Source organism: Pseudomonas sp. P2S-1 (assembly GCF_057197725.1).
This window is the reverse complement of record NZ_CM170068.1, coordinates 4109935-4135475: the sequence shown is the minus strand read 5'-3', so window position 1 is coordinate 4135475 and position 25541 is coordinate 4109935. Positions and strand designations below refer to the sequence as shown.

The window sequence follows — 25541 nt, the reverse complement described above, 5'->3', positions numbered from 1 at the left end:
CAGCTCCCACAGGGTCCGTGCCAACTCCAACCCGAGTGGGAGCTTCCCATGCTGAACGTTATCCTCCCCGTCCTGCTGTTCGCTGCCCTCGGCCTGGCCGTGCTCGGCGCCGTGCGGCGCGTGCGGATGTGGCGCCAGGGCCGGCCTTCGCCGGTCAACCTGCTGGCCGGCCTGCTGGCCATGCCGCGGCGCTACCTGGTCGATCTCCACCATGTGGTGGAACGCGACAAGTACATGTCGAAAACCCACGTGGCCACCGCCGGCGGCTTCGTGCTCTCCGCCGTCCTGGCCATCGTCGTCCACGGCTTCGGGCTGCACAGCAAGATCCTTGGCTACGCCCTGCTGGCCGCCACGGTCCTGATGTTCTGCGGCGCCCTGTTCGTCTTCAAGCGCCGCCTCGACCCGCCGTCGCGCCTGTCGAAAGGCCCGTGGATGCGCCTGCCGAAAAGCCTGCTGGTGTTCTCCACCACGTTCTTCATCGCCACCCTGCCAGTGGCCGGCATCCTCCCCGAAGGCTTCGGCGGCTGGTTGCTGGTCGGCCTGCTGGGGTTGGGCGTGCTGTGGGGCGTGTCCGAGCTGTTCCTCGGCATGACCTGGGGCGGCCCGATGAAACACGCCTTCGCCGGTGCCCTGCACCTGGCCTGGCACCGCCGCGCCGAACGCTTCGGCGGCGGCCGTTCCACCGGCCTCAAGCCGCTGGACCTGGAAGACCGCAGCGCGCCCCTGGGCGTGGAAAAACCCAAGGATTTCACCTGGAACCAGTTGCTCGGCTTCGATGCCTGCGTGCAGTGCGGCAAGTGCGAGGCCATGTGCCCGGCCTTCGCCGCCGGCCAGCCGCTGAACCCGAAGAAGCTGATCCAGGACATGGTCATCGGCCTGGCCGGTGGCACCGACGCGCAGTTTGCCGGTAGCCCGTACCCGGGGAAGCCGATCGGCGAGCACGGCGGCCATCCGCACCAGCCGATCGTCAACGGCCTGGTGGACGCCGAGACCCTGTGGTCCTGCACCACCTGCCGGGCTTGCGTCGAGGAGTGCCCGATGATGATCGAGCACGTCGATGCCATCGTCGACATGCGCCGCCACCTGACCCTGGAAAAGGGCGCCACGCCGAACAAGGGCGCGGAAGTCCTGGACAACCTGATCGCCACCGACAACCCGGGCGGCTTCAATCCCGGCGGGCGGATGAACTGGGCGGCAGACCTGAACCTCAGCCTGCTCTCGGAGGTGAAGTCCACCGAAGTGCTGTTCTGGGTCGGCGACGGTGCCTTCGACATGCGCAACCAGCGCACCCTGCGCGCCTTCGTCAAGGTGCTGAAGGCCTCGGGCGTGGACTTCGCCGTGCTCGGCCTGGAAGAACGCGACAGCGGCGACGTGGCCCGGCGCCTGGGTGACGAAGCCACCTTCCAGACCCTGGCCAGGCGCAATATCCAGACCCTCGCGAAGTACCGCTTCCAGCGCATCGTCACCTGCGACCCGCACAGCTTCCATGTGCTGAAGAACGAATACGGCGCCTTCGGCGGCGAGTACCTGGTGCAGCACCACAGCACCTACATCGCCGAACTGCTGGACGCCGGCAAGCTGAGCCTCGATGCCCACAAGGGCGGCAGCGTGACCTATCACGATCCCTGCTACCTGGGCCGCTACAACGGCGAATACGAGGCACCGCGCCAGGTGCTGCGTGCCCTCGGCATCGAGGTCAAGGAGATGGAACGCTCCGGCTTCCGCTCCCGTTGCTGCGGTGGTGGCGGCGGTGCGCCGATCACCGACATCCCGGGCAAGCAGCGGATTCCCGACATGCGCATGGAAGACATCCGCGAGACCGGCGCCGAGGTGGTGGCGGTAGGTTGTCCACAGTGCACGGCGATGCTCGAAGGCGTGGTCGAACCCCGTCCGCTGATCAAGGACCTTGCCGAACTGGTGGCCGACGCCTTGGTGGAAAGTGCCGCGCCGAGCAAACCGGCGGTGAGCAAACGTGAACCTGCGGAGGTGCACTGATGAGCGAAATTATCCGCCGCGACCCGCGTGCCGAATGGATCGCGCGCAACCGCCTGCACCCGCTGCACGCGGCCATGCAGGTCAAGCAGGACAGCTGGATGGGGCCCAATGGCGTCATCCGCAAGAATCCCCATGCGGTCGGCTTTATCGGCCCCAATGGCGTCAAGCGCATCGACCGCAGCGGCGCCCAGCAGGGCGGCGGCAGCGGCAAGCGCAGCGCGGCGGCCGAGGTGCAGCTGCCGCTGCATCAGGTCACGGCGCCGGCGTTCTATATCGCGGTGGCCCCGGACATGGTCGGCGGCCGCCTGAGCAGCCACGATCGTGACCTGCTCGGCCTGGCCCACAGCCTGGCCGGCAGCGACGGTGCGGTACTCGCCGTGGTGTTCGGCGAGCACAAGGAAAGCAACTTCACCGGCAACGGCGTCGACCGCTTGCTGGTCATCGACGGCGAGCAGTTCCAGGGTTATGCACCGGAGCAACGGGTACAGGGCCTGCGGGCTGTGGATAACCAGTTTTCTCCCCGGCATTGGTTGCTGCCGGACAGTCGCACCGGTGGTGGCGAACTGGGCCGGCGCTTTGCCGCAGCCCTGGGCGAACGCCCGGCGACGCGGGTCTGGCAGGTCAAGGACGGGCTCTCCAGCGGCCGTGCCGGCGCCGGCCAGCAGGACCTGGTACGCAATCTGCCACGGCTGATCCTGGCGGCTGCCGAATGCGCCGACCCGGTCAGCGAAACCCGTCACGAAGCCTTGCCGGTGGAGTTGTCCACAGGCGTGGCGCGCAGCCTGTCGCGCATCGAGGACCTTGGCCCGGTGGCCGTGGACCCGGCGGCCATTGCCATGGCCGAAGCCGAGTTCATTGTCTCCGGCGGCAACGGGGTCAAGGACTGGGCGCTGTTCCACCGCGCCACCGTGGCCCTCGGCGCTACCGAAGGCGCCTCGCGGGTGGCTGTGGACGACGGCTTCATGCCGCGCAACCGCCAGGTCGGTGCGACGGGTACCTGGGTTACCGCACGGGTCTACGTGGCCGTGGGTATCTCCGGGGCGATCCAGCACCTGCAAGGCATCGGCGCCTGCGACAAGGTGGTGGCGATCAACATGGATCCGGGCTGCGACATGATCAAGCGTGCCGATCTCTCGGTGATCGGCGACAGCGCGGCGATCCTCCAGGCCTTGATCGAGGCTGTGGACAACTTCCGCAACGGCGCCCGGCGCGACGCGGCATAAGGGCAGGGCAACCTCATGAACACGAAGATCATCAGCCTGGTATCGGTCGGCGCCCACCCCACCTCGGGACGCAGCCGCCGCGCCGAACAGGACGCCCGCGCCGTCGAGCTGGGCCTGCAACTGGCCGGCGACAGCCTGCAGGTGCTGCACGCCGGCGACCCTCACGAAGAAGCCCTGCGCGCCTACCTGGGCATGGGCCTGGCAAAGCTGGAGGTGCTGGAACAACCGACGGGGGCCGATGTGCTCGGCCCGCTGGGGGATTATCTGCGCGATGCCGGAGCGCAACTGGTGCTGACCGGCAGCCAGGCGGAAACCGGTGAAGGTTCGGGGATGCTCCCGTACCTGCTGGCCGAACGCTTGGGCTGGCCGTTGGTGGTAGGGCTGGCCGAGGTGGAATCCATCGACAATGGCACTGCGCAGGTGCTGCAAGCCTTGCCACGCGGGCAGCGCAGGCGGCTGAAGGTGCGCCTGCCGTTTCTCGCCTCTGTGGATAACGCCGCGCCGAAGCCTCGCCAGAGCGCTTTCGGTCCGGCCCGGCGTGGTGTGCTGGCGCCTCACGAGGTGGAAATCGTCGACGACGAACTGTTCGACAGCGCCGAGCTGCTACCGGCCAAGCCTCGGCCCAAGCGGCTCAAGGTGATCAAGGCGAAGAGCGGCGCCGACCGTATGAAGGCGGCTACGGCCAAGGCCAGTGGTGGCGGTGGCCAGGTGTTCAAGGATGTCAGTCCACAGGCGGGCGCAGAGGCGATTCTCAAACTGCTGGTGGAAGAAGGTGTGCTGCGCTGAGCGTTGTGCACAAAGTCTGTTGGCGGTTCTGTGGATAAAATGTTGGTCACCCTCTGGAAGCCTTGCTCTGCAAGGCTTTCGTGCTTCTGGTCATAAATCGTACAGCTCAATTCCGATTGTGCGCGCTGTAGATCGGGCTTGAGCGAAAGGAGTTGCTCACAATCCTTGTTGGCTGCTCTGTGGATAAACTGTTTGGTTTAAAAATAAACTCATTAAAATCAACTAGTTATCTTTTCTGATCAAAAAATATCCAATTTACCCGAAAACTACGATCGGTTGTCCTATAATCCAGAAAAATCGAAGGTTTGCGAGCTTATCCACAGCGCAAGCCGCAACCTGAAAAGTTTCACACAAAGTCTGTTGGCCCATTTGTGGATAAGGTGTTCGCTGACCGCTGGAGGTCAGGTTTTCAAAGGCCTATAGCGAAGTGACCAAAAAATGATCAGTTTATTTCTGTGCAGCCGGCGTGCAGCCATGGCGCGTTACTGCAGGGGTTGCCCACAATAGCTGTGGGTCGAGCTGTGGATAAAATGTTTGCCAAGCTGGTTTTGCTTCGCAACTGCGGGGGCTCGTCGGGTTTGTTCAAAAAACGCACAGCTGTAACGGGCGCCCCGGCTACCTGATAGAACTGCCAGTAGTGCTCGTGCCGGATCAAGGCGTAAGGTTGGCCCGAGGGGACTACCTGCTTGAGGTTCAGCATGCCGACTTTGCCCACCGTCCGGACTGATCGAACAGCGCCTGGTGTCACCCGCGTCGCCTTTAACGGCCAGGCTCTCGAGCCTTGGGGGTGCTATCTGCCAGGCAATGGTTATCGCGCCTACAACCCGGCCCTGTTGCGTTTCCACAGCCCGGACCGCTGGAGTCCCTTCGAGCGTGGCGGGCTCAATCCCTATGCCTACTGCTCCGGTGACCCGGTGAACGCCGTGGATCCGACCGGACGCTGGGAAGAAAAGATCACTCCCCTGCTGTCGCTGGGGCTGAACATGATGCTGTTCAGCCTAGCGGCCTTCGCACTGCGCAGCACGGCGCCAGCCATGCAAAAACGCGCACCGCTGACGGCTACCTATATCAGCTTCAGTGGTTCCCTGATCGGCATGTATGGTTCCGTCGAGCAACTGCTGGGCAATCCCGAGGGCAGGTACCTCAACTGGCTAGGCACCTCATTGTCGACCATCTCGGCCGCGACGCGCGTCTGGCTCGCGCGGAGGGTGGACCGGCAGGATCGCTTCAACGAACGCATTCAGGCGATGCGTGACAAGATGTACAGGGAGTCGAACGTCACGTATGTGCCGCCGGTTTCCCCACCCCCGACACCCGTTCCGCTCCGCTCGGTCACGCCGCCCGCGAGCACGCCTCCCGCCAACCCGGTTCAGCGGTCACCGACGCCGCCGCTGCGTGAGCAGTCGGCTTCTCCGATTTCCAGCATTCCTTCGCATGTGTCGGGTCCGCCACGCTCGGGATCGATAGTCAGCGTTGCGTCGACCAGCAGTCGAGGTTCGGTAATTGGAGAGTTACCGAACATCAACCGCAATATTCGTGGGCAGCGCAAGCATAGCTCGCGCTTCTTCGCGACCGAGTATTGATGAACAGGCCTTTCTCAAGACCTGGCTTCAACAGCCACCACCTGGAAGCCGAGGGGTGGTATCACCTGGGCAATGGCCACCGTGTCTATAGCCCGTTGCTGAAGCGCTTTCACTGCCCGGACCGGTTGAGCCCGTTCGGCGCGGGAGGCTTGAACCCCTACGCCTATTGCCGGGGCGACCCGGTCAACCAGCTGGATCCGACTGGGCAAAAAGCAGAGGCTATCCACAAGGCGAGCCTGTCGATCGTTGGTTTATCCATCGCCTATGGCCTCCTGGCCTTCATCCTTCCTCCGTTGGCCCGCCGGGCTCCCCTTGGCTCCCGGCTGGATCGGTGGGCGTCGATGGCGCCAGCGCTCAGCGGGCCCCTGGGCGGGCTGGATGGCGCTTCCGTCGTGGTCGGAATGCTGGGAACGGCCATCGGAGGCGCCGTCACCGTGCTGAGTATCAACGACCCGCAGGCATCCGCAGTGAAGGACCTTGCGGAAATCAGCATGTACACCACGATCGCTTCGCTGGTCGGGGGCAAACTGATGGTGGGCCTCGCGCCATCGAAAAACTTCACTTCCCCCCACTGGCGCACCCTGGGCCAGTTCGTCCATGGACGAAAAAAAATCCAGATGGCCGAACAGCGCAGGCCGAGCTGGCTGCCGATGACCGATCGGGAAATCCGCGCGCAGCAATTCCCGCGGCAAGCCCCTGATGCGCCGCGGGATATGCAGCTGGCGCGATACAGGAATAATCGCTTTGACGCGATTGCCCGGCAACCTTTGCCACGCCGGCGCAGATTGAGGCTTGATGCGTAGTCTGGATGCAGCGCACCGCTGACCTGGCATTTCTGTCAGTTTCGCTGTGCCGACGACTGGATTAGCGTGGTGGCTACACATTCACCTACAGGGACATCCAGCAATGCAACACCTCGGTATGGATGCTGAGCATGGACACGGCAGTCGCGGTCCTCGATTCGGCAGTAGCCGAGCCGGGCCCGCTTGGGCCCGGCGCTTGCCGCGGAGCGACCTGGTTACACCGAAACATCCTTCAGATAAGGCGCCGGCTCCGCCCCCAGGTTGTTCAGCACGCGCTGGCTGTACCAGTCGATGAAGTTGACCACGCCGAACTCGTAGGTTTTCGAGTACGGGCCTGGCTGGTACGCGGTGGAGTTGATGCCACGCTGGTTTTCCTCGGCCAGGCGACGGTCCTGGTCGTTGGTGGCGTCCCACACTTCGCGCATGCGCTGCGGGTCGTAGTCCACGCCTTCGACGGCATCCTTGTGCACCAGCCATTTGGTGGTGACCTTGGTTTCCTGGGCACTGATCGGCCACACGGTGAAGACGATCATGTGATCGCCCATGCAGTGGTTCCACGAGTGCGGCAGATGGAGGATGCGCATCGAGCCGAGGTCGGGGTTCTGGATCCGCCCCATCAGCTTGTTGCAGGCCTGCTTGCCGTCCATGGTCATGGACACGGTGCCCTTGAGCAGTGGCATGCGCACGATGCGGTTACGCAGGCCGTGGCTCTTGTGCAGGTACGGGATCTTCTCGGCTTCCCAGGCGGCGGCGGAGGCGGCGACGTGGTCCTTGAACGACTGGGTCGCGCGCGGGTCGTTGGTGTCGTCCCACTCCAGCAGGGTGTTGAGCAGCTCCGGGTGCGAACCGCTGCAGTGGTAGCACTCGCGGTTGTTTTCCAGGACCAGCTTCCAGTTGGCCTTCTCCATCAGGGTGGTCTGCACGGCCACCTTGGTGTTCTCCATGTCGTACGGTTCCATGTAGTGCGCCAGGGTGGCGAGGAACTCGTCGATGGCCGGCGGGTTCTGCGCCAGGCTGATGAAGATGTAGCCGCCGGCGACCTTGCAGTGCACCGGTTTCAGCCCGTATTGCTTCATGTCGAAGTCGGCACCCATCTCGGTGCCGGCGAACAGCAGGCGACCGTCCAGCTCGTAGGTCCACTGGTGGTACGGGCAGACCAGCTTGGCCACCTTGCCCTTGTCGCTGGTGCACAGGCGCGAGCCGCGGTGGCGGCAGACGTTGTGGAAGGCATGCACCTGGCCCTCGGCCCCGCGCACCACCATGATCGGGTTCTTGCCGATTTCCAGGGTGAGGAAGTTGCCCTTGGCCGGGATCTCGCAGGTCATGCCGGCGATCAGCCATTCCTTATGGAAGATCTCCTGCATGTCGATCTGGAACAGACGCTCGTCGGTGTAGAAGGGTTGCGGCAGCGAATAGGTGCGCTCGCGGGTCTGCAGCATTTCGGCGGTGGCCTTGCGTGCTGGTTCCAGCGGATCGTCCAGGCTCAGGGTGGTGACGTCCATCGTGCGTGTCCTCATGGCCTCAAGGGGCCGGCGAAAGTGGCTAATCGTTGTTATGCGTCGCAAGGCATTTGTGCAGGGATCATTTGCGACGGAGTGTGCGATTGCCGGCGACACGAACCGTATCCATGGGCGACATGATCGAATCCGTTTCCGACCTCCCAGCCCTTGCCGTCAGGGGCTGGTCGCGATAAGCACGCCGATGTCGTGAATGGGTAAGTGAGGCGGTCGTTCCCCGAGCATTATCGTGTCCATCAAGCCGCCGTTGGCCGTGGAGCGAATAACAATGTCCAATACCTTTCTGAATCCGGTAACCACCCAGACCTGGGCCAACGGTCGCCATGTCGTGCGCTGCGTGAAAGTCATCCAGGAAACCTGGGACGTGCGCACCTTCTGCTTCATGGCCGACCAGCCGATCATGTTCTTCTTCAAGCCGGGCCAGTTCGTCACCCTGGAGCTGGAAATCGAAGGCCAGCCGGTGATGCGCTCGTACACCATCTCCAGTTCGCCATCGGTGCCCTACAGCTTCTCCGTGACCATCAAGCGCGTGCCGGGCGGCAAGGTCTCCAACTACCTGCACGACACCCTGCACGAAGGCCAGGAACTGGCGGTGCACGGGCCGGTGGGGCTGTTCAACGCCATCGACTTCCCCAGCCCGAAGGCGCTGTACCTGAGCGGCGGCGTCGGCATCACCCCGGTGATGTCCATGGCCCGCTGGTTCTACGACACCAACGGCAATGTCGACATGGTCTTCGTGCACAGTGCGCGCTCGCCGAAGGACATCATCTACCACCGCGAGCTGGAGCACATGGCTTCGCGGATCCCCAATTTCAGCCTGCACATCATTTGCGAAAAGCATGGCCTCGGCGAGCCCTGGGCCGGCTATCGCGGCTACCTGAACCACAAGCTGCTGGAGCTGATGGCGCCGGACTTCATGGAGCGCGAGATCTTCTGCTGCGGCCCGACCCCGTACATGACCGCGGTCAAGCGCCTGCTCGAAGGCGCCGGCTACGACATGAGCCGCTACCACGAGGAATCCTTCGGCGCGACCCCGCCAGAGGCCAAGGCCGATGCGGTGGAGCACGCCGAGCAGGCAGCGGAAGCGGCGGAAGAGATCACCGTCGGCGACATGCACCTGGTGGAATTCACTGCTACCGGCAAGAGCAGCCGCATCGCACCCGGCGAGACGGTTCATGCCGCCGCCGCGAAAGTCGGCCTGATGATTCCCAAGGCCTGCGGCATGGGCATCTGCGGCACCTGCAAGGTGCTCAAGCTGGGCGGTGAGGTGGAGATGGAGCACAACGGCGGGATCACCGACGAGGATGTCGCCGAGGGTTACATCCTGTCCTGCTGCAGCGTGCCGAAAGGGGATGTGCGCATCGAATACTGAGGATCAGTACATCGGGACCCAGGTCACCAGCAGCGACATCACGAAGCCCGCGAGCAGCAGCACGCGGGCTTTGGTCTTTCTGGGCCGGGTGGCGAGGGCGGTGAACAGTGCACGGCCCTGGGTCGCCATCGAACCGAGCATGGCCAGCGCCAGCAATGCCAGGGTGAGGTTGCCCAGCCCCGGGATGAAGCGCTCGCCCAGCAGGCGCAGGCTGAGCACGGTGTCCACCGCCGGAATGGCCGAAGCCATCAGCGCGCCGAGGCTCATCAGGCCGAGGGCCGGCAGGCTCAGGCCCAGGTAGTGCGCCGGCCCCTGGCTGACCAGGGCGGGCAGGAGGCTTTGCCAGAGTGCGGCGAGCAGCGCCAGGGCGACGAAGGCCGACCAGGAGAAGTCCGCCTGACGCGGCGCGGTATCGGCCTCCAGCAACAGCGGCGCGGCGAAACCCAGCAGGCCCAGGACCAGCGCCAGCAGTGGTGCCAGCAGCACTTGGGCGCGATGCAGCAAGGGCGGGCCGAGCAGCGCCAGCACCGCGCTCAGCAGCAACGCCAGCGCCAGCCAGTGACCGGGCGACCCGGGCAGCAGGTGGAGGGCCATGCGCGTGAGGATTTGCAGATGCAGCGTGTGCAGGATCAGGGCCAGGGGCAGCAACAGGGCTGTGCCGAGGAACGCGGGCTGGCGCCGGGCGACCAGGCTGCCGAGCAAGACGCCGGGGATGATCGCCAGCAGTGATAGCCAGAAGCCTAGGCCTTGCAACGGACCGACGAAGCCGATGGCAAGCGGACCGGGCAGGAAATTGCTGGTGAACCAGAACGCGGCGCTCTGGCGGGGCGGGGCGGACATGGCGGCCTCAAGGGAGTTTCGAGGGCGCGAGGGTAGGGGAAGCCGGGGAGGTTTACCGGAGGGAAATGATTCAAAACGTGCAGGGGAAAAGGCGGGGGATTACCGGGGAATCAGGGGTTTCCTGGGGATTTTCCGAGGATTTGTAGGAATTGGTTTTGTGGGGGTGTAGGTGGGGCTTCAGGGATGCCGGATGGTGTGGTGAATTCCTGATATCACTGTCGATATTTATGGCCCTATCGCTGGCAAGCCAGCTCCCACAGTGACCGCGTGCACCGCTGGACCTGTGGGAGCTGGCTTGCCAGCGATAGGGCCCTGACAGACGAAGCAGGTCTCAGACCCTGAACCGCCCCACCAGGTTATTCAGGTCCACCGCCAGCCGCGACAGCTCGGCACTGGCCGCACTGGTCTGATGAGCACCGGTCGCCGACTGCACCGACAGGTCATTGATATTCACCAGGTTGCGGTCCACTTCCCGCGCGACCTGGGCCTGCTCTTCGGCGGCGCTGGCGATCACCAGGTTGCGTTCGTTGATCTGCGCCACCGCCCCGGTGATGGTATCCAGCGCACTGCCGGCACCCCGGGCGATATTCAGGGTCGATTCGGCGCGCTCGGTGCTATTGCGCATCGAACTGACCGCCTGTTCCGTGCCGCCCTGGATGCTGCTGACCATGCGCTCGATTTCCTGGGTGGACTGCTGGGTGCGGTGCGCCAGGGCCCGCACTTCATCCGCCACCACGGCGAAACCACGCCCGGCCTCGCCGGCCCGCGCCGCTTCGATCGCCGCGTTGAGGGCCAGCAGGTTGGTCTGGTCGGCCAGACCACGGATTACGTCCAGCACCTTGCCGATATCCCGCGACTGCTCGGCCAGGTTGCCGACCAGCACGGACGTGCTCTGCACATCGGTGCTCATGCGTTCGATGGCGCTGACGGTCTCCAGCACCAGGTCGCGGCCGTCAGTGGCCGAGCGGGTGGCTTCGGCGGAGGCTTCGGAGGTGCTGACCGCGTTGCGCGCGACTTCTTCCACCGCGCTGGTCATCTCGGTGACCGCCGTGGCCGCCTGCTGGATTTCGTTGTTCTGCTGCTGCAGGCCACGGGCACTTTCGTCAGTGACGCTGTTCAGTTCCTCGGCAGCCGAAGCCAGCTGGGTGGCGGAGCCGGAGATCTGCTGCAGGGTGTCGCGCAGTTGCTCCTGCATGGTGGCGATGGCCTGTTGCAGGCGGGTGGCTTCGTCGTTGCCTTCCGGGCGGATGCTGTGGGTCAGGTTGCCGCTGGCGATCTGCTCGGCCACACCGAGCACCTCGTTCATCGGCTTGACGATGCTGCGGGTCAGGACGATGGCGCAGAGGAAGGTCAGCACCGTGGCCGCCACCAGCAGGATGATGACCAGGGTAAAGGCGGTGGAGTACTGGTCGGCGGCGGCCAGGTTGATGTCGCGGGTCTGCTCGGTGTTGATCTTGACCAGTTTGTCCATGGCGCTGGTGATCTGGTCCATGGTCTGCAGCAGGTCACGGTTGATCATCTCGCGGATCGCCGGCAGGTCATTGGCCTGGGACAGCTGGACCAGGCGCGCCTCCTGCTGGCGGTACTGGCCGAGGACCTGGACGAACTGGTTGTACAGTGCCCGTTCTTCATCGGCGGCGATCAGCGGTTCGTAGACCTTGCGCGCCACATCGATCTGCGCGTTACGCTCGTTCAACTGGGTGTAGCTGTTCTGCACCACGTCCGGCTCGCGATTGATCATCAGGCGGTAGGACAGGGTACGCAGGCGCAGGGTCAGCAGGTTGATCTGGTCGAGGGCCTTGATGCTTGGCACCGTGACCTGCTCGATGGACTCGCCGGCATCACGGATCTTGCTCATCTGGGTCAGGGCGAAGACGCCCAGGGCCAGCATCAGCGCACCGATCAAGGCGAACCCCAGCAGTGCACGCGGGGCGATATTCATATTGCGTAGGGACATGGGTCGTATCCGGCTCAGAAAGGAACGCGATCCATGCGCAAGTTATTAGTGCTGCATTGCCTATCGGTCATAGGCAGGCGGACTTGAGTGTTTGTCGGACAAAATCCTGGGCCGTTGATCGACTTTTCTCCGACCGAAGGGCGGAACTGAGTGACCCATGTCAGGTCAATGTGCACCAGCGCGGGGCTCTGGCCCCGATATTTCTGGCGGGTCGGGCACGTTTTCTTTATCGTGTGCGCCCCCGATTTACCCCTCCCTGGAGATGGTCACCATGCTGGACAACACCCTGAGTCAACTGGAACAACTGGTCGGCGAACTGCTGCAGAAGAATCAGCAACTGGCCGAGCGCAATGCGCAACTGGACAACGAACTGGCCCAGGCCAAGGACGAGAACGAAAGCCTGCAACTGAGCCTGATGGAACAGGAAGAGAAATACGGTGCCACCAACGCCCGTATCCAGGCCCTGATCGAGCGTGCCAGCGGTACCGTTAGCGCATGAACGAGACCGGGCAGTCGATCAATGTCGTCTCGATCATGGGCAACGACTATTCGATCAAGGCCCCGGAGGGTCAGGAGAAGGTGCTGGCTGAAGCGGTGCGGATGCTCAAGGCGTCCCTGGCCGACACCAAGCGCAGCTACCCTTCGCTGATCGGCGACAAATTGCTGGTTCTCGCGGCCCTGAACCTGTGTTCGCAGCAGATCGCGCTGCAGCAGGCGCACCAGCAGACCCTCGACCGTTATCAAGAGCAAGTCAGCGCCACGGTCGAAGCAATTTCCCAGGCGATCGAAAACGCCTGATTTCCCACTGCTTGTGGGGGCTGTACCGGCCTCATCGCTGGCAAGCCAGCTCCCACAGGTTCTGAGTGATCCCCGACTTTTTCTCACCGACCCTACTTTTTGTCAGGGATATTGGGGTGCCCGTCTGGAAATATCGTATACCTATGTTGTATACAATTGGCCTGTCATTTGCAGTACAGGTTTTTATTTCCTCGAGGGACACCCATGCACTTCTGGCGGCGCAGTATCCAATGGCAATTGATTGCAAGCATGGGCGCAGCCCTGCTGGTGAGCATTCTGATCGTGGTCGGGGTCTATTCCGTGGCGGTCAATCGCCTGACCGAGCGTTACCTGGTGGACACGGCGCTGCCGGCCAGCATTGAGGCGATTCGTAACGACATCGACCGCATGCTCACGCGGCCGCTGGTGGCCGCTGCCGATATCGCCTACAACCCCATGCTGCGCGACTGGCTGGCCGCCGGCGAAGACCCGGCCCAGGCTCCGGCGGTGGTCGAGTACCTGGAGACCATGCGCAGGAACAACAAGGCCTTCACCTCGGTGTACGCCTCGACCCTGAGCAACCACTACTACAACGAGAAGGGTCTGGATCGTACCCTCAGCCGCAGCAATCCTGTGGACAAGTGGTTCTACGGCTTCGTCGACAGCGGCGACCCGCGCATGCTCAACATCGATACCGACACCAGCACCGGCGAGCTGGCGCTGTTCATCGACTACCGGGTGGAGAAGGACGGCAAGCTGGTGGGTGTCGGCGGGCTGGGCCTGCGCATGACCGAGATGTCCGAACTGATCCACAACTTCAGCTTCGGCGAGCGCGGGCGGGTGATGCTGGTGCGCAACGATGGGCTGATCCAGGTCCATCCGCAGACTGAACACGGCGGCAAGCGGCAACTGGCCGAGCAGATCGGCGAGGCGGCGGCGCAGACCATCCTGCTCAACCACGAGGGCTTCGAGAATGTGCGCTTCGAGCGTGATGGCGAAACCTGGCTGGCCCTGAGCCTGCCGCTGCGCGACGTCAACTGGCGGCTGGTGGCGGAAGTGCCGGAAGCGCAGATCTATGCGCAGGTGAAGGAAACCGTGTGGCTGACCAGCCTGACCGGCGCCGCCGTGGCCCTGCTCTCGTTGCTGCTGGTGGTGCTGCTGGCGCGGGGCATCGTGCGTCCGCTGCGCCAGGTCACTGCGGCCTTGAGTGCTATCGGTGACGGCGGCGGCGACCTCAGCCACCGCCTCGATGAAGGCCGCCGCGACGAACTGGGCGACCTGGCCCGGGGCTTCAACCGCTTCCTCGACAGCCAGCGCAACCTGATCGGCGAAGTGCTGCGCACCAGCGAGCAACTGCGCAAGGCGGTGGGGCAGGTCATCCATGTGGTGGTCAGCACCGCTGATCGCTCATCGCAGCAGCAGGAAATGACCGAGATGGTCGCTACCGCCGTGCACCAGATGGGGCTGACCGTGCAGGAGATTGCCCAGAATGCGGGCGAAGCCGCGCATGCTTCGCAGACCGCGCGCAACGAAGCCTTGCAGGCGCGTAACGTGGTGCAGCGCTCGATTGCCCATATCGAAGGCATGTCCGGCGAGATCGGCACGGCAGCCGAGGCGGTCAGCCAACTGGCCGAGGAAGTGGCCTCGATCGACAAGGTGCTGGCGGTGATCCGCAGCATTTCCGAGCAGACCAACCTGCTGGCGCTGAACGCCGCGATCGAAGCGGCGCGGGCCGGGGAGATGGGCCGCGGCTTTGCCGTGGTCGCGGATGAAGTACGGACCCTGGCGCAGCGCACGCAGATTTCCACCGGTGAGATCCAGCAGATGATCCAGCGCCTGAAGCAGGGCACGGGTACGGCGGTGGATTCGATGCATGCCGGACAGGCGGCGACGGGGACGGGGGTGGAGTCCAGTCAGTTGACCGGCGAATCACTGACCACCATTACCGGGCAGGTCGAGCGCATCAGCGACATGAACCTGCAGGTGGCTACGGCGACCGAGGAGCAGTCGGCGGTGACCGAGGAGATCAACCGCAATGTGCAGGGGATTTCCGAGCTGGCTCGGCAGAATGCGGCGGAGGTGCAGGCGTGTCGGCAGGATTGCGAGGCGTTGCAGCGGTTGGCGGATGATCTGGCCAGGCAGATGGGAGGTTTCCGGCTCTAGATCTGCGCTGGACCCATCGCCGGCAACGCCGGCTCCCACAGGTATCGCGTACACCGCCGAACCTTGTGGGAGCTGGCGTTGCCAGCGATGAGGCCCTCAGGCCCCCATCACAGCGCGGATATCCGCCGCCAGCTCCCTGACCCGAGCCTCCTCGGTATCCCAGGAACACATGAACCGCGCCCCGCCACTGCCAATGAAGGTATAGAACCGCCAGCCTTTATTACGCAACTGTTCCAGCGCCGCTTCCGGCATCTGCAGGAACACCCCGTTGGCCTCCACCGGGAACATCAGCTCGACCCCCGGCACATCCGCCACCAGCCCGCTCAGCAACTGCGCGCAATGGTTGGCATGCTGCCCATGACGCAGCCACGCGCCGTTCTCCAGCAGCCCGACCCACGGCGCCGACAGGAAGCGCATCTTCGACGCCAGTTGCCCGGCCTGCTTGCAGCGGTAGTCGAAGTCTTCCGCCAGCTTGCGGTTGAAGAACAGGATCGCTTCACCCACCGCCATGCCGTTCTTGGTCCCGCCGAAGCACAGCACGTCGATCCCGGCTTTCCAGGTCAGCTCCGCCGGCGTGCAGCCGAGGAAGGCGCAGGCGTTGCTGAAGCGGGCGCCGTCCATGTGCAGGTTAAGGCCCAGTTCCTTGCAGGTCTGGCTGATCGCCTTGAGTTCTTCCGGGCGATAGACGCTGCCGACTTCGGTGGCCTGGGTGATGGTTACCACCCGCGGCTTGGGGTAGTGGATGTCCTGGCGCTTGAGCGCCACTTCGCGGATCGAGGCCGGGGTCAGCTTGCCGTTCTCGCTGCGCGCAGTCAGCAGCTTGGAGCCGTTGGAGAAGAATTCCGGCGCGCCGCATTCGTCGGTCTCGACGTGGGCGGTCTCGGAGCAGATCACGCTGTGGTAGCTCTGGCACAGGGACGACAGGGCCAGGGAGTTGGCCGCAGTGCCGTTGAAGGCGAAGAACACTTCGCAGTCGGTCTCGAACAGCTGGCGGAAATGGTCGGCGGCGCGGGCCGTCCACTGGTCGTCGCCATAGGCGCGTTCGTGACCCTGGTTGGCCTTTTCCATGGCGGCCCAGGCTTCCGGGCAGATACCGGAGTAGTTGTCGCTGGCGAATTGCTGGCTTTGTTCTGTCATGGCTCGGGTCCTGTTAGCAAGGCAGGGGAGCACTCTAAAGCATGGCCTGTGAGGTTGCCTATACAACCTGGATTTGATGTCGTTTTCAGGGGCCTCATCGCTGGCAAGCCAGCTCCCACAGGGTTTTGTGCTGGCCACAGAACCTGGGCATGACAAAGCACCTGTGGGAGCTGGCTTGCCAGCGATGAGGCCCGAAAGAGCGACTATCGCAAACAAGACAAAACAATGTCGTAAACGCACCTTTGCGTGGCGTGCGCAGGCATCTGGCAGGGCCGTCCCGGCCATACCATCGCTGCAAAGGACACCCGTCAATGACACGGGTTCCACTTAATAAGAGCCCCACCGCTGCCGGGAGAAATGCGATGTTCAGCAAGCAAGACCAGATCCAGGGTTACGACGATGCACTGCTGGCGGCCATGAACGCCGAAGAACAACGTCAGGAAGATCACATCGAACTGATCGCCTCGGAGAACTACACCAGCAAGCGCGTGATGCAGGCCCAGGGCAGCGGCCTGACCAACAAGTACGCCGAAGGCTATCCGGGCAAGCGCTACTACGGTGGCTGCGAGCATGTGGACAAAGTCGAGGCCCTGGCCATCGAGCGCGCCAAGCAGCTGTTCGGCGCCGACTACGCCAACGTCCAGCCACACTCCGGTTCGTCCGCCAACGGCGCGGTCTACCTGGCCCTGCTGCAAGCCGGCGACACCATCCTGGGCATGAGCCTGGCCCACGGCGGTCACCTGACCCACGGCGCCAAGGTGTCTTCCTCCGGCAAGCTGTACAACGCCGTCCAATATGGCATCAACACCGACACCGGCCTGATCGACTACGACGAAGTCGAGCGCCTGGCCGTCGAGCACAAGCCGAAGATGATCGTCGCCGGCTTCTCCGCCTACTCCAAGACCCTCGACTTCCCGCGCTTCCGCCAGATCGCCGACAAGGTCGGTGCCCTGCTGTTCGTCGACATGGCCCACGTCGCCGGCCTGGTCGCCGCCGGCCTGTACCCGAACCCGCTGCCCTACGCCGACGTGGTCACCACCACCACCCACAAGACCCTGCGCGGTCCGCGTGGCGGCCTGATCCTGGCCAAGGCCAACGAAGAAATCGAGAAGAAGCTCAACGCCGCGGTCTTCCCCGGCGCCCAAGGCGGCCCGCTGATGCACGTGATCGCGGCCAAGGCCGTGTGCTTCAAGGAAGCCCTGGAGCCTGGCTTCAAGGCCTACCAGCAACAAGTCATCGAGAACGCCCAGGCCATGGCTGGCGTGTTCATCGATCGTGGCTACGATGTAGTGTCCGGCGGCACCGACAACCACCTGTTCCTGGTCAGCCTGATCCGTCAGGGCCTGACCGGTAAGGATGCCGACGCCGCCCTGGGCCGTGCCCACATCACCGTCAACAAGAACGCCGTGCCGAACGACCCGCAGTCGCCTTTCGTGACCTCGGGCCTGCGCATCGGCACCCCGGCCGTCACCACCCGCGGCTTCAAGGTCGCCCAGTGCGTGGCCCTGGCCGGCTGGATCTGCGACATCCTCGACAACCTCGGCGACGCCGATGTGGAAGCCGATGTGGCGCGCAACGTGTCGGCACTGTGTGCGGACTTCCCGGTTTACCGCTGAGTGGAGCAACAGACTATGCAACGCTATTCGGGCTTCGGCCTCTTCAAGCACTCCCTCAGCCACCACGAGAACTGGCAGCGCATGTGGCGCACGCCAATGCCGAAGAAGGTCTACGACGTGGTCATCGTCGGCGGTGGCGGCCACGGCCTGGCCACGGCCTACTACCTGGCCAAGGAACACGGCATCACCAACGTCGCGGTGATCGAGAAGGGCTGGCTGGGCGGCGGCAACACCGCGCGCAACACCACCATCGTGCGTTCCAACTACCTGTGGGACGAATCGGCGCACCTGTACGAACACGCCATGAAGCTGTGGGAAGGCCTGTCCCAGGACATCAACTACAACGTGATGTTCTCCCAGCGCGGCGTCTACAACCTGTGCCACACCCTGCAGGACATGCGTGACTCCGAGCGCCGGGTCAACGCCAACCGCCTCAACGGCGTGGACGGCGAACTGCTCAACGCCAAACAGGTGGCGGACGAAATCCCGTACCTGGACTGCTCGAAGAACACCCGCTACCCGATCATCGGCGCCACCGTGCAGCGTCGCGGCGGCGTGGCCCGTCACGATGCCGTGGCCTGGGGCTTCGCCCGTGCCGCCGACGCCCTGGGCGTCGACCTGATCCAGCAGACCGAGGTGATCGGCTTCCGCAAGGAAAACAACACCGTGATCGGCGTCGAAACCAACAAGGGCTTCATCGGCGCCAAGCGCGTCGGCGTGGTCACCGCCGGTAACTCCGGGCACATGGCGCGCCTCGCCGGCTTCCGCCTGCCGCTGGAATCCCACCCGCTGCAGGCACTGGTGTCCGAGCCGATCAAACCGATCATCGACAGCGTGATCATGTCCAACGCCGTGCACGGCTACATCAGCCAGTCCGACAAGGGCGACCTGGTGATCGGCGCCGGTATCGACGGCTGGGTCGGCTACGGCCAGCGCGGGTCGTACCCGGTGATCGAGCACACCCTGCAGGCCATCGTGGAAATGTTCCCGATCCTCTCCCGCGTGCGCATGAACCGCCAGTGGGGCGGCATCGTCGACACCAGCCCGGACGCCTGCCCGATCATCTCCAAGACCCCGGTGAAGAACATGTTCTTCAACTGCGGCTGGGGTACCGGCGGCTTCAAGGCCACCCCGGGCTCGGGCAACGTCTTCGCCGCCAGCCTGGCGAAGGGCGAGATGCACCCGCTGGCCAAACCGTTTTCCATCGACCGTTTCCACAACGGCGCCCTGATCGACGAACACGGCGCAGCCGCCGTCGCCCACTAACAGGAGAAACCATCATGCTGCACATCTTCTGTCCACACTGCGGCGAACTGCGGTCCGAGGAAGAGTTCCACTCGTCCGGCCAGGCGCACATTCCGCGTCCGCTGGACCCGAACACCTGCACCGACGAGCAGTGGGGCGACTACATGTTCTTCCGCGACAACCCGCGCGGCCTGCACCACGAACTGTGGATCCACGCCGCCGGTTGCCGCCAGTACTTCAACGCCACCCGCGACACCGTGACCTACGAGATCCTGGAAACCTACAAGATCGGCGCCAAGCCGCAGGTCACAGGCAAGAGCAGCGCCCCGCAGTTGGTCGCCAACGGCCAGGGAGAAAAGGTATGAGCCAGGTTTATCGTCTTTCCAGCGGTGGTCGCATCGACCGCAGCAAGGTCCTGAACTTCACCTTCAACGGCCAGACCTACCAGGGCTACGCCGGTGACACCCTGGCCGCCGCGCTGCTGGCCAACGGCGTCGATATCGTCGGGCGCAGCTTCAAGTACTCGCGCCCACGCGGCATCATCGCCGCCGGTGCCGAGGAACCGAACGCCATCCTGCAGATCGGCGCCAGCGAAGCCACGCAGATCCCCAACGTGCGCGCCACCCAGCAGGCGCTGTACGCCGGCCTGGTTGCCACCAGCACCAACGGCTGGCCGAGCGTCAACAACGACGTCATGGGCATCATCGGCAAGGTCGGCGGCAAGATGATGCCGCCGGGCTTCTACTACAAGACGTTCATGTACCCGCAGTCGTTCTGGATGACCTACGAGAAGTACATCCGTAAGGCCGCCGGGCTTGGCCGTGCGCCGCTGCAGAACGACCCTGACACCTACGACTACATGAACCACCACTGCGACGTGCTGGTGGTCGGCGCCGGCCCTGCCGGTATCGCCGCCGCCCTGGCCGCCGGCCGCAGCGGTGCGCGGGTGATCCTCGCCGACGAACAGGAAGAGTTCGGTGGCAGCCTGCTCGACAGCCGCGAAAGCCTCGATGGCAAGCCGGCCGCCGAGTGGGTTTCCGCCGCGATCAACGAACTCAAGGGCCTGCCGGAAGTCATCCTGCTGTCGCGTTCCACGGTCAACGGCTACCACGACCACAACTTCCTGACCATTCACGAGCGCCTGACCGACCACCTCGGTGACCGCGCGCCGATCGGCCAGGTCCGCCAGCGCATGCACCGCGTCCGCGCCAAGCGCGTGGTGCTGGCCACCGGCGCCCACGAGCGTCCGCTGGTCTACGCCAACAACGACGTGCCGGGCAACATGCTGGCCGGTGCCCTCTCCGTGTACATCCGCCGCTACGGCGTGGCCCCGGGCCGCAAGCTGGTGCTGTCGACCAACAACGACCACGCCTATCGCGTGGCCCTCGACTGGCACGACGCCGGCCTGCAAGTGGTCGCCATCGCCGACGCCCGCCACAACCCGCGCGGTTCGCTGGTGGAAGAAGCGCGTGCCAAGGGCATCCGCATCCTCACCTCCAGTTCCGTGGTCGAGTCCCGTGGCAGCAAGCGCGTGACCGGTGCCCGGGTCGCTGCCATTGACGTGAAAGCACACAAGGTCACCAGCCCCGGCGAGTGGCTGGACTGCGACCTGATCGGCAGCTCCGGCGGCTACAGCCCGGTGGTCCACCTGGCCTCGCACCTGGGCGGCAAGCCGGTCTGGCGTGAAGACATCCTCGGCTTCGTGCCGGGCGATGCGCCGCAGAAACGCGTGTGCGTCGGTGGTATCAACGGCGTCTTTGCCCTCGGCGACACCCTCGCCGACGGCTTTGCTGGTGGCGCATTGGCAGCCAGCGAAGCCGGCTTCAAGGCCCCGGCCGTGACCGTGCCGAAAACCCTGGCACGTCATGAAGAAGCTACCGTCGCGCTGTTCCAGGTCCCTCACGACAAGAACACCGCCCGGGCGCCGAAGCAGTTCGTCGACCAGCAGAACGACGTCACCGCCGCCGCCATCGAACTGGCGACCCGCGAAGGGTTCGAGTCGGTCGAGCACGTCAAGCGCTACACCGCGCTGGGCTTCGGCACCGACCAGGGCAAGCTCGGCAACATCAACGGCCTGGCGATCGCTGCCCGTTCCATGGGCATCACCATTCCGGAAATGGGCACCACCATGTTCCGCCCGAACTACACGCCGATCACCTTCGGCGCGGTTGCCGGGCGTCACTGCGGCCACCTGTTCGAGCCGGTGCGCTTCACTGCCCTGCATGCCTGGCATGTGAAGAACGGCGCCGAGTTCGAAGATGTCGGCCAGTGGAAACGTCCGTGGTACTTCCCGCGCGGTGGTGAAGACATCCACGCAGCCGTGGCCCGTGAATGCAAGGCCGTGCGCGACAGCGTGGGCCTGCTGGATGCCTCGACCCTGGGCAAGATCGACATCCAGGGTCCGGATGCCCGGGAGTTCCTCAACCGCATCTACACCAACGCCTGGACCAAGCTCGACGTGGGCAAGGCCCGCTACGGCCTGATGTGCAAGGAAGACGGCATGGTCTTCGACGACGGCGTGACCGCCTGCGTCGGCGACAACCACTTCATCATGACCACCACCACCGGCGGCGCGGCCCGCGTCCTGCAGTGGCTGGAGATCTACCAGCAGACCGAATGGCCGGACCTGAAGGTGTACTTCACCTCGGTCACCGACCACTGGGCGACCCTGACCCTGTCCGGCCCGAACAGCCGCAAGCTGCTCGCCGAGGTCAGCGACATCGACCTGGACAAGGACGCCTTCCCGTTCATGAGCTGGAAGGAAGGCCTGGTCGGCGGCGTGCCGGCGCGGGTGTTCCGCATCTCGTTCACCGGCGAGCTGTCGTACGAAGTGAACATCCAGGCCAACTACGCCATGGGCGTGCTGGAGAAGATCGTCGAGGCTGGCAAGAAGTACAACCTGACCCCGTATGGCACCGAGACCATGCACGTTCTGCGGGCGGAGAAGGGCTTCATCATCGTCGGCCAGGACACCGACGGCTCGATGACCCCGGACGACCTCAACATGAGCTGGTGCGTTGGCCGCAACAAGCCGTTCTCGTGGATCGGCCTGCGTGGCATGAACCGCGAGGACTGCGTGCGTGACAACCGCAAGCAACTGGTGGGCCTGAAGCCGGTCGACCCGAACAAGTGGCTGCCGGAAGGTGCGCAACTGGTGTTCGATCCGAAGCAGCCGATCCCGATGGACATGGTTGGCCACGTCACCTCCAGCTACGCCGCCAACTCCCTGGGCTATTCCTTCGCCATGGGTGTGGTCAAGGGCGGCCTCAAGCGCATGGGCGAGCGTGTCTACTCGCCGCAGGCGGATGGCAGCGTGATCGAGGCGGAGATCTGCTCTTCGGTGTTCTTCGATCCGAAGGGTGAGCGGCAGAACGTTTGACGGAGTTCCTGTGGGGGCTGTGATGGCCTCATCGCTGGCAAGCCAGCTCCCACAGGGTCCGGTGCATGCAGTACCTGTGGGAGCTGGCTTGCCAGCGATGAGGCCCTCGAAAGCGACACAGGTCCAACAGAATTCAAGGCAGGTATAAAAAAGATGAGCGCCATCAACGTCTACGAACAACGCCCTGGCTCCGACGCCAAGGCCGAATCGCCGCTGCACCACGCCGACCTGTCCAGCCTGGTCGGCAAGGGCCGCAAGAACCCGGGTGTGACGCTGCGCGAAAAGAAATTCCTCGGTCACCTGACCATTCGCGGTGACGGCCACGACCCGGCCTTCGCCAGCGGCGTGTTCAAGGCCATCGGTCTGGAACTGCCCGTGGCCCTGACCGTGGTCGCCAACGGCGACATGTCCCTGCAATGGCTCGGCCCGGACGAGTGGCTGCTGATCGTGCCTGGCGGCCAGGAAGTCGCAGTGGAGAACGCCCTGCGCGACGCCCTGCAAGGCCAGCACATCCAGGTGGTCAACGTCAGCGGCGGGCAGACCCTGCTGGTGCTGGACGGTCCGAACGTGCGTGACGTGCTGATGAAATCCACCAGCTACGACGTGCACCCGAACAACTTCCCGGTCGGCAAGGCCGTCGGCACCGTGTTCGCCAAGTCGCAACTGGTGATCCGCCGCACAGGCGAGGAAACCTGGGAACTGCTGATCCGCCGCAGCTTCTCCGACTACTGGTGGCTGTGGCTGCAGGACGCCTCGGCCGAATACGGCCTGGCCATCGAAGCCTGAGCAGGAGTATCAGCATGAGCCGTGCCCCGGACACCTGGATCCTCACCGCCGACTGCCCAAGCCTGCTCGGTACCGTGGACGCGGTCACCCGCTTCCTCTACGAGCAGCGTTGCTATGTCACCGAGCACCACTCGTTCGATGACCGGCTGTCCGGGCGCTTCTTCATCCGCGTCGAGTTCCGTCAGCCAGAGGACTTCGATGAACATGCCTTCCGCGGCGGTCTCGCCGAGCGCGGCGAGGCTTTCGGCATGAACTTCGAGCTGACCGCGCCGAACCACCGGCCGAAGGTGGTGATCATGGTCTCCAAGGCTGATCACTGCCTCAACGACCTGCTTTATCGCCAGCGCATCGGCCAGTTGGGCATGGATGTGGTGGCGGTGGTCTCCAACCACCCGGACCTCAAGCCGTTGGCCGAGTGGCACCATATTCCGTATTACCACTTCCCGCTGGACCCCCACGACAAGCCCGGGCAGGAGCGTAAGGTCCTGCAGGTGATCGAGGAGTCCGGTGCCGAGCTGGTGATCCTTGCCCGCTACATGCAGGTGCTGTCGCCCGAGCTGTGCCGCCGGCTGGACGGCTGGGCGATCAATATCCATCACTCGCTGCTGCCCGGCTTCAAGGGCGCCAAGCCGTATCACCAGGCCTACAACAAGGGCGTGAAGATGGTCGGCGCCACGGCGCACTACATCAACAACGACCTCGACGAAGGCCCGATCATCGCCCAGGGGGTGGAGGTGGTGGACCACAGCCACTATCCCGAGGATCTGATCGCCAAGGGACGGGATATCGAGTGCCTGACCCTGGCGCGGGCGGTTGGGTATCACATTGAGCGCCGGGTGTTTCTTAACGCCAATCGCACTGTAGTGCTCTGACTGGCCTCATCGCTGGCAAGCCAGCTCCCACAGGTTCACCGTTGCCCTCAAGGACGGTGGGGTACCTGTGGGAGCTGGCTTGCCAGCGATTTGCATTTCTGAAACCGACAAAAAACCTGCCGCCGGTAGATAACTGGCTGTCGCATCTGGTCACTGCAATCACGGCAGGCAGGCCCACAATTCCCCCATTCCAGTAACACATGCCGCCCATGGACGGTGGCGCTGCAACCAACGCTGCATAACTACAAATCAAGCGAGGTAAAAGCATGTCTGGCAATCGTGGAGTGGTGTATCTCGGCTCCGGAAAGGTCGAAGTACAGAAGATCGATTATCCGAAGATGCAGGACCCGCGCGGTCGCAAGATCGAGCACGGGGTAATCCTCAAGGTGGTCTCCACCAACATCTGCGGCTCCGACCAGCACATGGTGCGCGGTCGTACCACCGCCCAGGTCGGCCTGGTCCTGGGTCATGAAATCACCGGCCAGGTGGTCGAGAAGGGCAGTGACGTCGAGCACCTGAAGATCGGCGACCTGGTCTCCGTACCCTTCAACGTCGCCTGCGGCCGCTGCCGCTCCTGCAAGGAAATGCACACCGGCGTCTGCCTGACCGTCAACCCGGCCCGTGCCGGTGGCGCCTACGGCTATGTCGACATGGGCGACTGGACCGGTGGCCAGGCCGAATACGTGCTGGTGCCGTACGCCGACTTCAACCTGCTGAAACTGCCGGACCGCGACAAGGCCATGGAGAAGATCCGCGACCTGACCTGCCTGTCCGACATCCTGCCGACCGGTTACCACGGCGCCGTGACAGCTGGCGTTGGCCCGGGCAGCACCGTGTATGTGGCCGGTGCCGGCCCTGTCGGTCTGGCCGCCGCTGCCTCGGCGCGCCTGCTGGGTGCGGCCTGCGTCATCGTCGGTGACCTCAACCCGGCGCGCCTGGCCCATGCCAAGGCCCAGGGCTTTGAAGTGGTCGACCTGTCCAAGGACACGCCGCTGCACGAGCAGATCATCGACATCCTCGGTGAGCCGGAAGTGGATTGCGCGGTCGACGCCGTTGGCTTCGAGGCCCGTGGCCACGGCCACGAAGGTGCCAAGCACGAGGCGCCGGCCACCGTGCTCAACTCGCTGATGCAGGTCACCCGCGTGGCCGGCAAGATCGGTATCCCGGGCCTGTACGTGACCGAGGACCCGGGTGCGGTGGATGCCGCGGCGAAGATCGGTGCCCTGAGCATCCGCTTCGGCCTGGGCTGGGCCAAGTCCCACAGCTTCCACACCGGCCAGACCCCGGTGATGAAGTACAACCGCGCGCTGATGCAGGCGATCATGTGGGACCGCATCAACATTGCCGAAGTGGTCGGTGTGCAGGTGATCAGCCTGGACCAGGCGCCGGAAGGCTACGGCGAGTTCGATGCCGGTGTGCCGAAGAAATTCGTGATCGATCCGCACAAGATGTTCAGTGCGGCCTGACGGCAGCTTCAAGCTCTAAGCTTC

General features: G+C 64.3%; 20 protein-coding genes and 1 pseudogene. 17 read left to right on the top strand and 4 right to left on the bottom strand.

What is annotated here, in order from left to right; genetic code table 11:
* Positions 1 to 48: 48 nt before the first annotated feature.
* The 5 genes from dgcB (at position 49) to AC2CQI_RS18460 (ending at position 6390) form a co-directional block, all read left to right on the top strand.
* The gene (gene dgcB / locus AC2CQI_RS18480; protein WP_484577515.1) at positions 49 to 1995 is read left to right on the top strand and encodes a dimethylglycine demethylation protein DgcB; all 1947 of its coding nucleotides are present in this window, start codon (positions 49 to 51) and stop codon (positions 1993 to 1995) included.
* A complete protein-coding gene (gene etfA, locus AC2CQI_RS18475; RefSeq protein WP_484577514.1) occupies positions 1995 to 3218 on the top strand; it encodes an electron transfer flavoprotein subunit alpha in 1224 nt (407 codons plus the stop codon). Before dgcB ends, etfA begins: the two co-directional genes overlap by 1 nt.
* Positions 3219 to 3233: 15 nt before the next feature.
* A complete protein-coding gene (gene etfB, locus AC2CQI_RS18470; protein WP_484577513.1) occupies positions 3234 to 4004 on the top strand; it encodes an electron transfer flavoprotein subunit beta in 771 nt (256 codons plus the stop codon).
* 698 nt (positions 4005 to 4702) lie between these two features.
* Positions 4703 to 5587 carry an RHS repeat-associated core domain-containing protein gene (locus AC2CQI_RS18465; RefSeq protein ID WP_075801695.1) on the top strand — a complete coding sequence of 295 codons (885 nt, stop codon included), beginning with the start codon at positions 4703 to 4705 and terminating at the stop codon, positions 5585 to 5587.
* Positions 5587 to 6390, top strand: a complete 804-nt coding sequence (locus AC2CQI_RS18460; RefSeq protein WP_075801694.1) for an RHS repeat-associated core domain-containing protein — start codon at positions 5587 to 5589, stop codon at positions 6388 to 6390. Before AC2CQI_RS18465 ends, AC2CQI_RS18460 begins: the two co-directional genes overlap by 1 nt.
* Before the next feature lie 215 nt (positions 6391 to 6605).
* Here AC2CQI_RS18460 and gbcA read toward each other — a convergent pair whose 3' ends face one another.
* On the bottom strand, positions 6606 to 7892 hold the full coding sequence (gbcA, locus tag AC2CQI_RS18455; protein ID WP_075801693.1) for a glycine-betaine demethylase subunit GbcA: 1287 nt from the start codon (positions 7890 to 7892) through the stop codon (positions 6606 to 6608).
* Between the two features lie 283 nt (positions 7893 to 8175).
* On the opposite strand from gbcA, the gene gbcB reads away from it, so the two are divergent.
* The gene (gene gbcB, locus AC2CQI_RS18450; protein WP_484577512.1) at positions 8176 to 9279 is read left to right on the top strand and encodes a glycine-betaine demethylase subunit GbcB; all 1104 of its coding nucleotides are present in this window, start codon (positions 8176 to 8178) and stop codon (positions 9277 to 9279) included.
* 3 nt (positions 9280 to 9282) lie between these two features.
* Here the strand turns inward: gbcB and AC2CQI_RS18445 are convergent, their stop codons facing one another.
* Both AC2CQI_RS18445 and AC2CQI_RS18440 read right to left on the bottom strand, forming a co-directional pair.
* Entirely contained in the window at positions 9283 to 10119 is an 837-nt protein-coding gene (locus AC2CQI_RS18445) for a hypothetical protein (protein WP_484577511.1), read from the bottom strand.
* Positions 10120 to 10450: 331 nt separating this feature from the next.
* Positions 10451 to 12076 (bottom strand): methyl-accepting chemotaxis protein, encoded by a 1626-nt coding sequence (locus tag AC2CQI_RS18440; RefSeq protein ID WP_075801690.1) that lies wholly within the window; start codon positions 12074 to 12076, stop codon positions 10451 to 10453.
* Positions 12077 to 12347: 271 nt separating this feature from the next.
* Here AC2CQI_RS18440 and AC2CQI_RS18435 point away from each other — a divergent pair, with 271 nt between their 5' ends.
* From AC2CQI_RS18435 to AC2CQI_RS18420, 4 genes and pseudogenes are all read left to right on the top strand, one after another.
* Positions 12348 to 12575, top strand: coding sequence for an MreC domain-containing protein (locus AC2CQI_RS18435; RefSeq protein ID WP_075801689.1), 228 nt, complete (start codon positions 12348 to 12350; stop codon positions 12573 to 12575).
* On the top strand, positions 12572 to 12874 hold the full coding sequence (locus AC2CQI_RS18430) for a cell division protein ZapA (RefSeq protein ID WP_075801688.1): 303 nt from the start codon (positions 12572 to 12574) through the stop codon (positions 12872 to 12874). The genes AC2CQI_RS18435 and AC2CQI_RS18430 overlap by 4 nt, the downstream gene beginning before the upstream one ends.
* Before the next feature lie 204 nt (positions 12875 to 13078).
* Positions 13079 to 14104: pseudogene (locus tag AC2CQI_RS18425) on the top strand (PDC sensor domain-containing protein); the annotation flags it as partial.
* Positions 14105 to 14278: 174 nt separating this feature from the next.
* A complete protein-coding gene (locus AC2CQI_RS18420; protein WP_372239094.1) occupies positions 14279 to 15016 on the top strand; it encodes a methyl-accepting chemotaxis protein in 738 nt (245 codons plus the stop codon).
* A gap of 96 nt (positions 15017 to 15112) precedes the next feature.
* Here AC2CQI_RS18420 and AC2CQI_RS18415 read toward each other — a convergent pair whose 3' ends face one another.
* Complete coding sequence (locus AC2CQI_RS18415) at positions 15113 to 16153, bottom strand: threonine aldolase family protein (RefSeq protein WP_075801686.1); 1041 nt, start codon at positions 16151 to 16153, stop codon at positions 15113 to 15115.
* A gap of 362 nt (positions 16154 to 16515) precedes the next feature.
* Here AC2CQI_RS18415 and AC2CQI_RS18410 point away from each other — a divergent pair, with 362 nt between their 5' ends.
* From AC2CQI_RS18410 to fdhA, 7 genes are all read left to right on the top strand, one after another.
* A complete protein-coding gene (locus tag AC2CQI_RS18410) occupies positions 16516 to 17769 on the top strand; it encodes a serine hydroxymethyltransferase (protein WP_075801685.1) in 1254 nt (417 codons plus the stop codon).
* Between the two features lie 15 nt (positions 17770 to 17784).
* Positions 17785 to 19035 carry a sarcosine oxidase subunit beta family protein gene (locus tag AC2CQI_RS18405; protein ID WP_484577510.1) on the top strand — a complete coding sequence of 417 codons (1251 nt, stop codon included), beginning with the start codon at positions 17785 to 17787 and terminating at the stop codon, positions 19033 to 19035.
* Between the two features lie 14 nt (positions 19036 to 19049).
* Entirely contained in the window at positions 19050 to 19379 is a 330-nt protein-coding gene (locus AC2CQI_RS18400) for a sarcosine oxidase subunit delta (protein WP_075801683.1), read from the top strand.
* Positions 19376 to 22393, top strand: a complete 3018-nt coding sequence (locus AC2CQI_RS18395) for a sarcosine oxidase subunit alpha (RefSeq protein WP_484577509.1) — start codon at positions 19376 to 19378, stop codon at positions 22391 to 22393. Before AC2CQI_RS18400 ends, AC2CQI_RS18395 begins: the two co-directional genes overlap by 4 nt.
* Positions 22394 to 22546: 153 nt before the next feature.
* A complete protein-coding gene (locus tag AC2CQI_RS18390) occupies positions 22547 to 23179 on the top strand; it encodes a sarcosine oxidase subunit gamma (protein ID WP_075801681.1) in 633 nt (210 codons plus the stop codon).
* Positions 23180 to 23193: 14 nt separating this feature from the next.
* A complete protein-coding gene (purU, locus tag AC2CQI_RS18385) occupies positions 23194 to 24051 on the top strand; it encodes a formyltetrahydrofolate deformylase (RefSeq protein WP_484577508.1) in 858 nt (285 codons plus the stop codon).
* Between the two features lie 266 nt (positions 24052 to 24317).
* Positions 24318 to 25517: a formaldehyde dehydrogenase, glutathione-independent gene (gene fdhA / locus AC2CQI_RS18380; RefSeq protein ID WP_484577507.1), complete on the top strand. Its 1200-nt coding sequence runs from the start codon at positions 24318 to 24320 to the stop codon at positions 25515 to 25517.
* The last annotated feature ends 24 nt before the right edge of the window (positions 25518 to 25541 follow it).

Coding starts and splice junctions, on each gene's coding strand:
- AC2CQI_RS18395 (WP_484577509.1), top strand. CDS start 19,376: ATGAGCCAGGTTTATCGTCTTTCCAGCGGTGGTCGCATCGACCGCAGC.
- AC2CQI_RS18445 (WP_484577511.1), bottom strand. CDS start 10,119: ATGTCCGCCCCGCCCCGCCAGAGCGCCGCGTTCTGGTTCACCAGCAAT.
- fdhA (WP_484577507.1), top strand. CDS start 24,318: ATGTCTGGCAATCGTGGAGTGGTGTATCTCGGCTCCGGAAAGGTCGAA.
- AC2CQI_RS18405 (WP_484577510.1), top strand. CDS start 17,785: ATGCAACGCTATTCGGGCTTCGGCCTCTTCAAGCACTCCCTCAGCCAC.
- AC2CQI_RS18415 (WP_075801686.1), bottom strand. CDS start 16,153: ATGACAGAACAAAGCCAGCAATTCGCCAGCGACAACTACTCCGGTATC.
- dgcB (WP_484577515.1), top strand. CDS start 49: ATGCTGAACGTTATCCTCCCCGTCCTGCTGTTCGCTGCCCTCGGCCTG.
- AC2CQI_RS18460 (WP_075801694.1), top strand. CDS start 5,587: ATGAACAGGCCTTTCTCAAGACCTGGCTTCAACAGCCACCACCTGGAA.
- gbcB (WP_484577512.1), top strand. CDS start 8,176: ATGTCCAATACCTTTCTGAATCCGGTAACCACCCAGACCTGGGCCAAC.
- purU (WP_484577508.1), top strand. CDS start 23,194: ATGAGCCGTGCCCCGGACACCTGGATCCTCACCGCCGACTGCCCAAGC.
- AC2CQI_RS18440 (WP_075801690.1), bottom strand. CDS start 12,076: ATGTCCCTACGCAATATGAATATCGCCCCGCGTGCACTGCTGGGGTTC.
- AC2CQI_RS18390 (WP_075801681.1), top strand. CDS start 22,547: ATGAGCGCCATCAACGTCTACGAACAACGCCCTGGCTCCGACGCCAAG.
- gbcA (WP_075801693.1), bottom strand. CDS start 7,892: ATGGACGTCACCACCCTGAGCCTGGACGATCCGCTGGAACCAGCACGC.
- AC2CQI_RS18435 (WP_075801689.1), top strand. CDS start 12,348: ATGCTGGACAACACCCTGAGTCAACTGGAACAACTGGTCGGCGAACTG.
- AC2CQI_RS18400 (WP_075801683.1), top strand. CDS start 19,050: ATGCTGCACATCTTCTGTCCACACTGCGGCGAACTGCGGTCCGAGGAA.
- AC2CQI_RS18430 (WP_075801688.1), top strand. CDS start 12,572: ATGAACGAGACCGGGCAGTCGATCAATGTCGTCTCGATCATGGGCAAC.
- etfB (WP_484577513.1), top strand. CDS start 3,234: ATGAACACGAAGATCATCAGCCTGGTATCGGTCGGCGCCCACCCCACC.
- AC2CQI_RS18420 (WP_372239094.1), top strand. CDS start 14,279: ATGACCGAGATGGTCGCTACCGCCGTGCACCAGATGGGGCTGACCGTG.
- etfA (WP_484577514.1), top strand. CDS start 1,995: ATGAGCGAAATTATCCGCCGCGACCCGCGTGCCGAATGGATCGCGCGC.
- AC2CQI_RS18465 (WP_075801695.1), top strand. CDS start 4,703: ATGCCGACTTTGCCCACCGTCCGGACTGATCGAACAGCGCCTGGTGTC.
- AC2CQI_RS18410 (WP_075801685.1), top strand. CDS start 16,516: ATGTTCAGCAAGCAAGACCAGATCCAGGGTTACGACGATGCACTGCTG.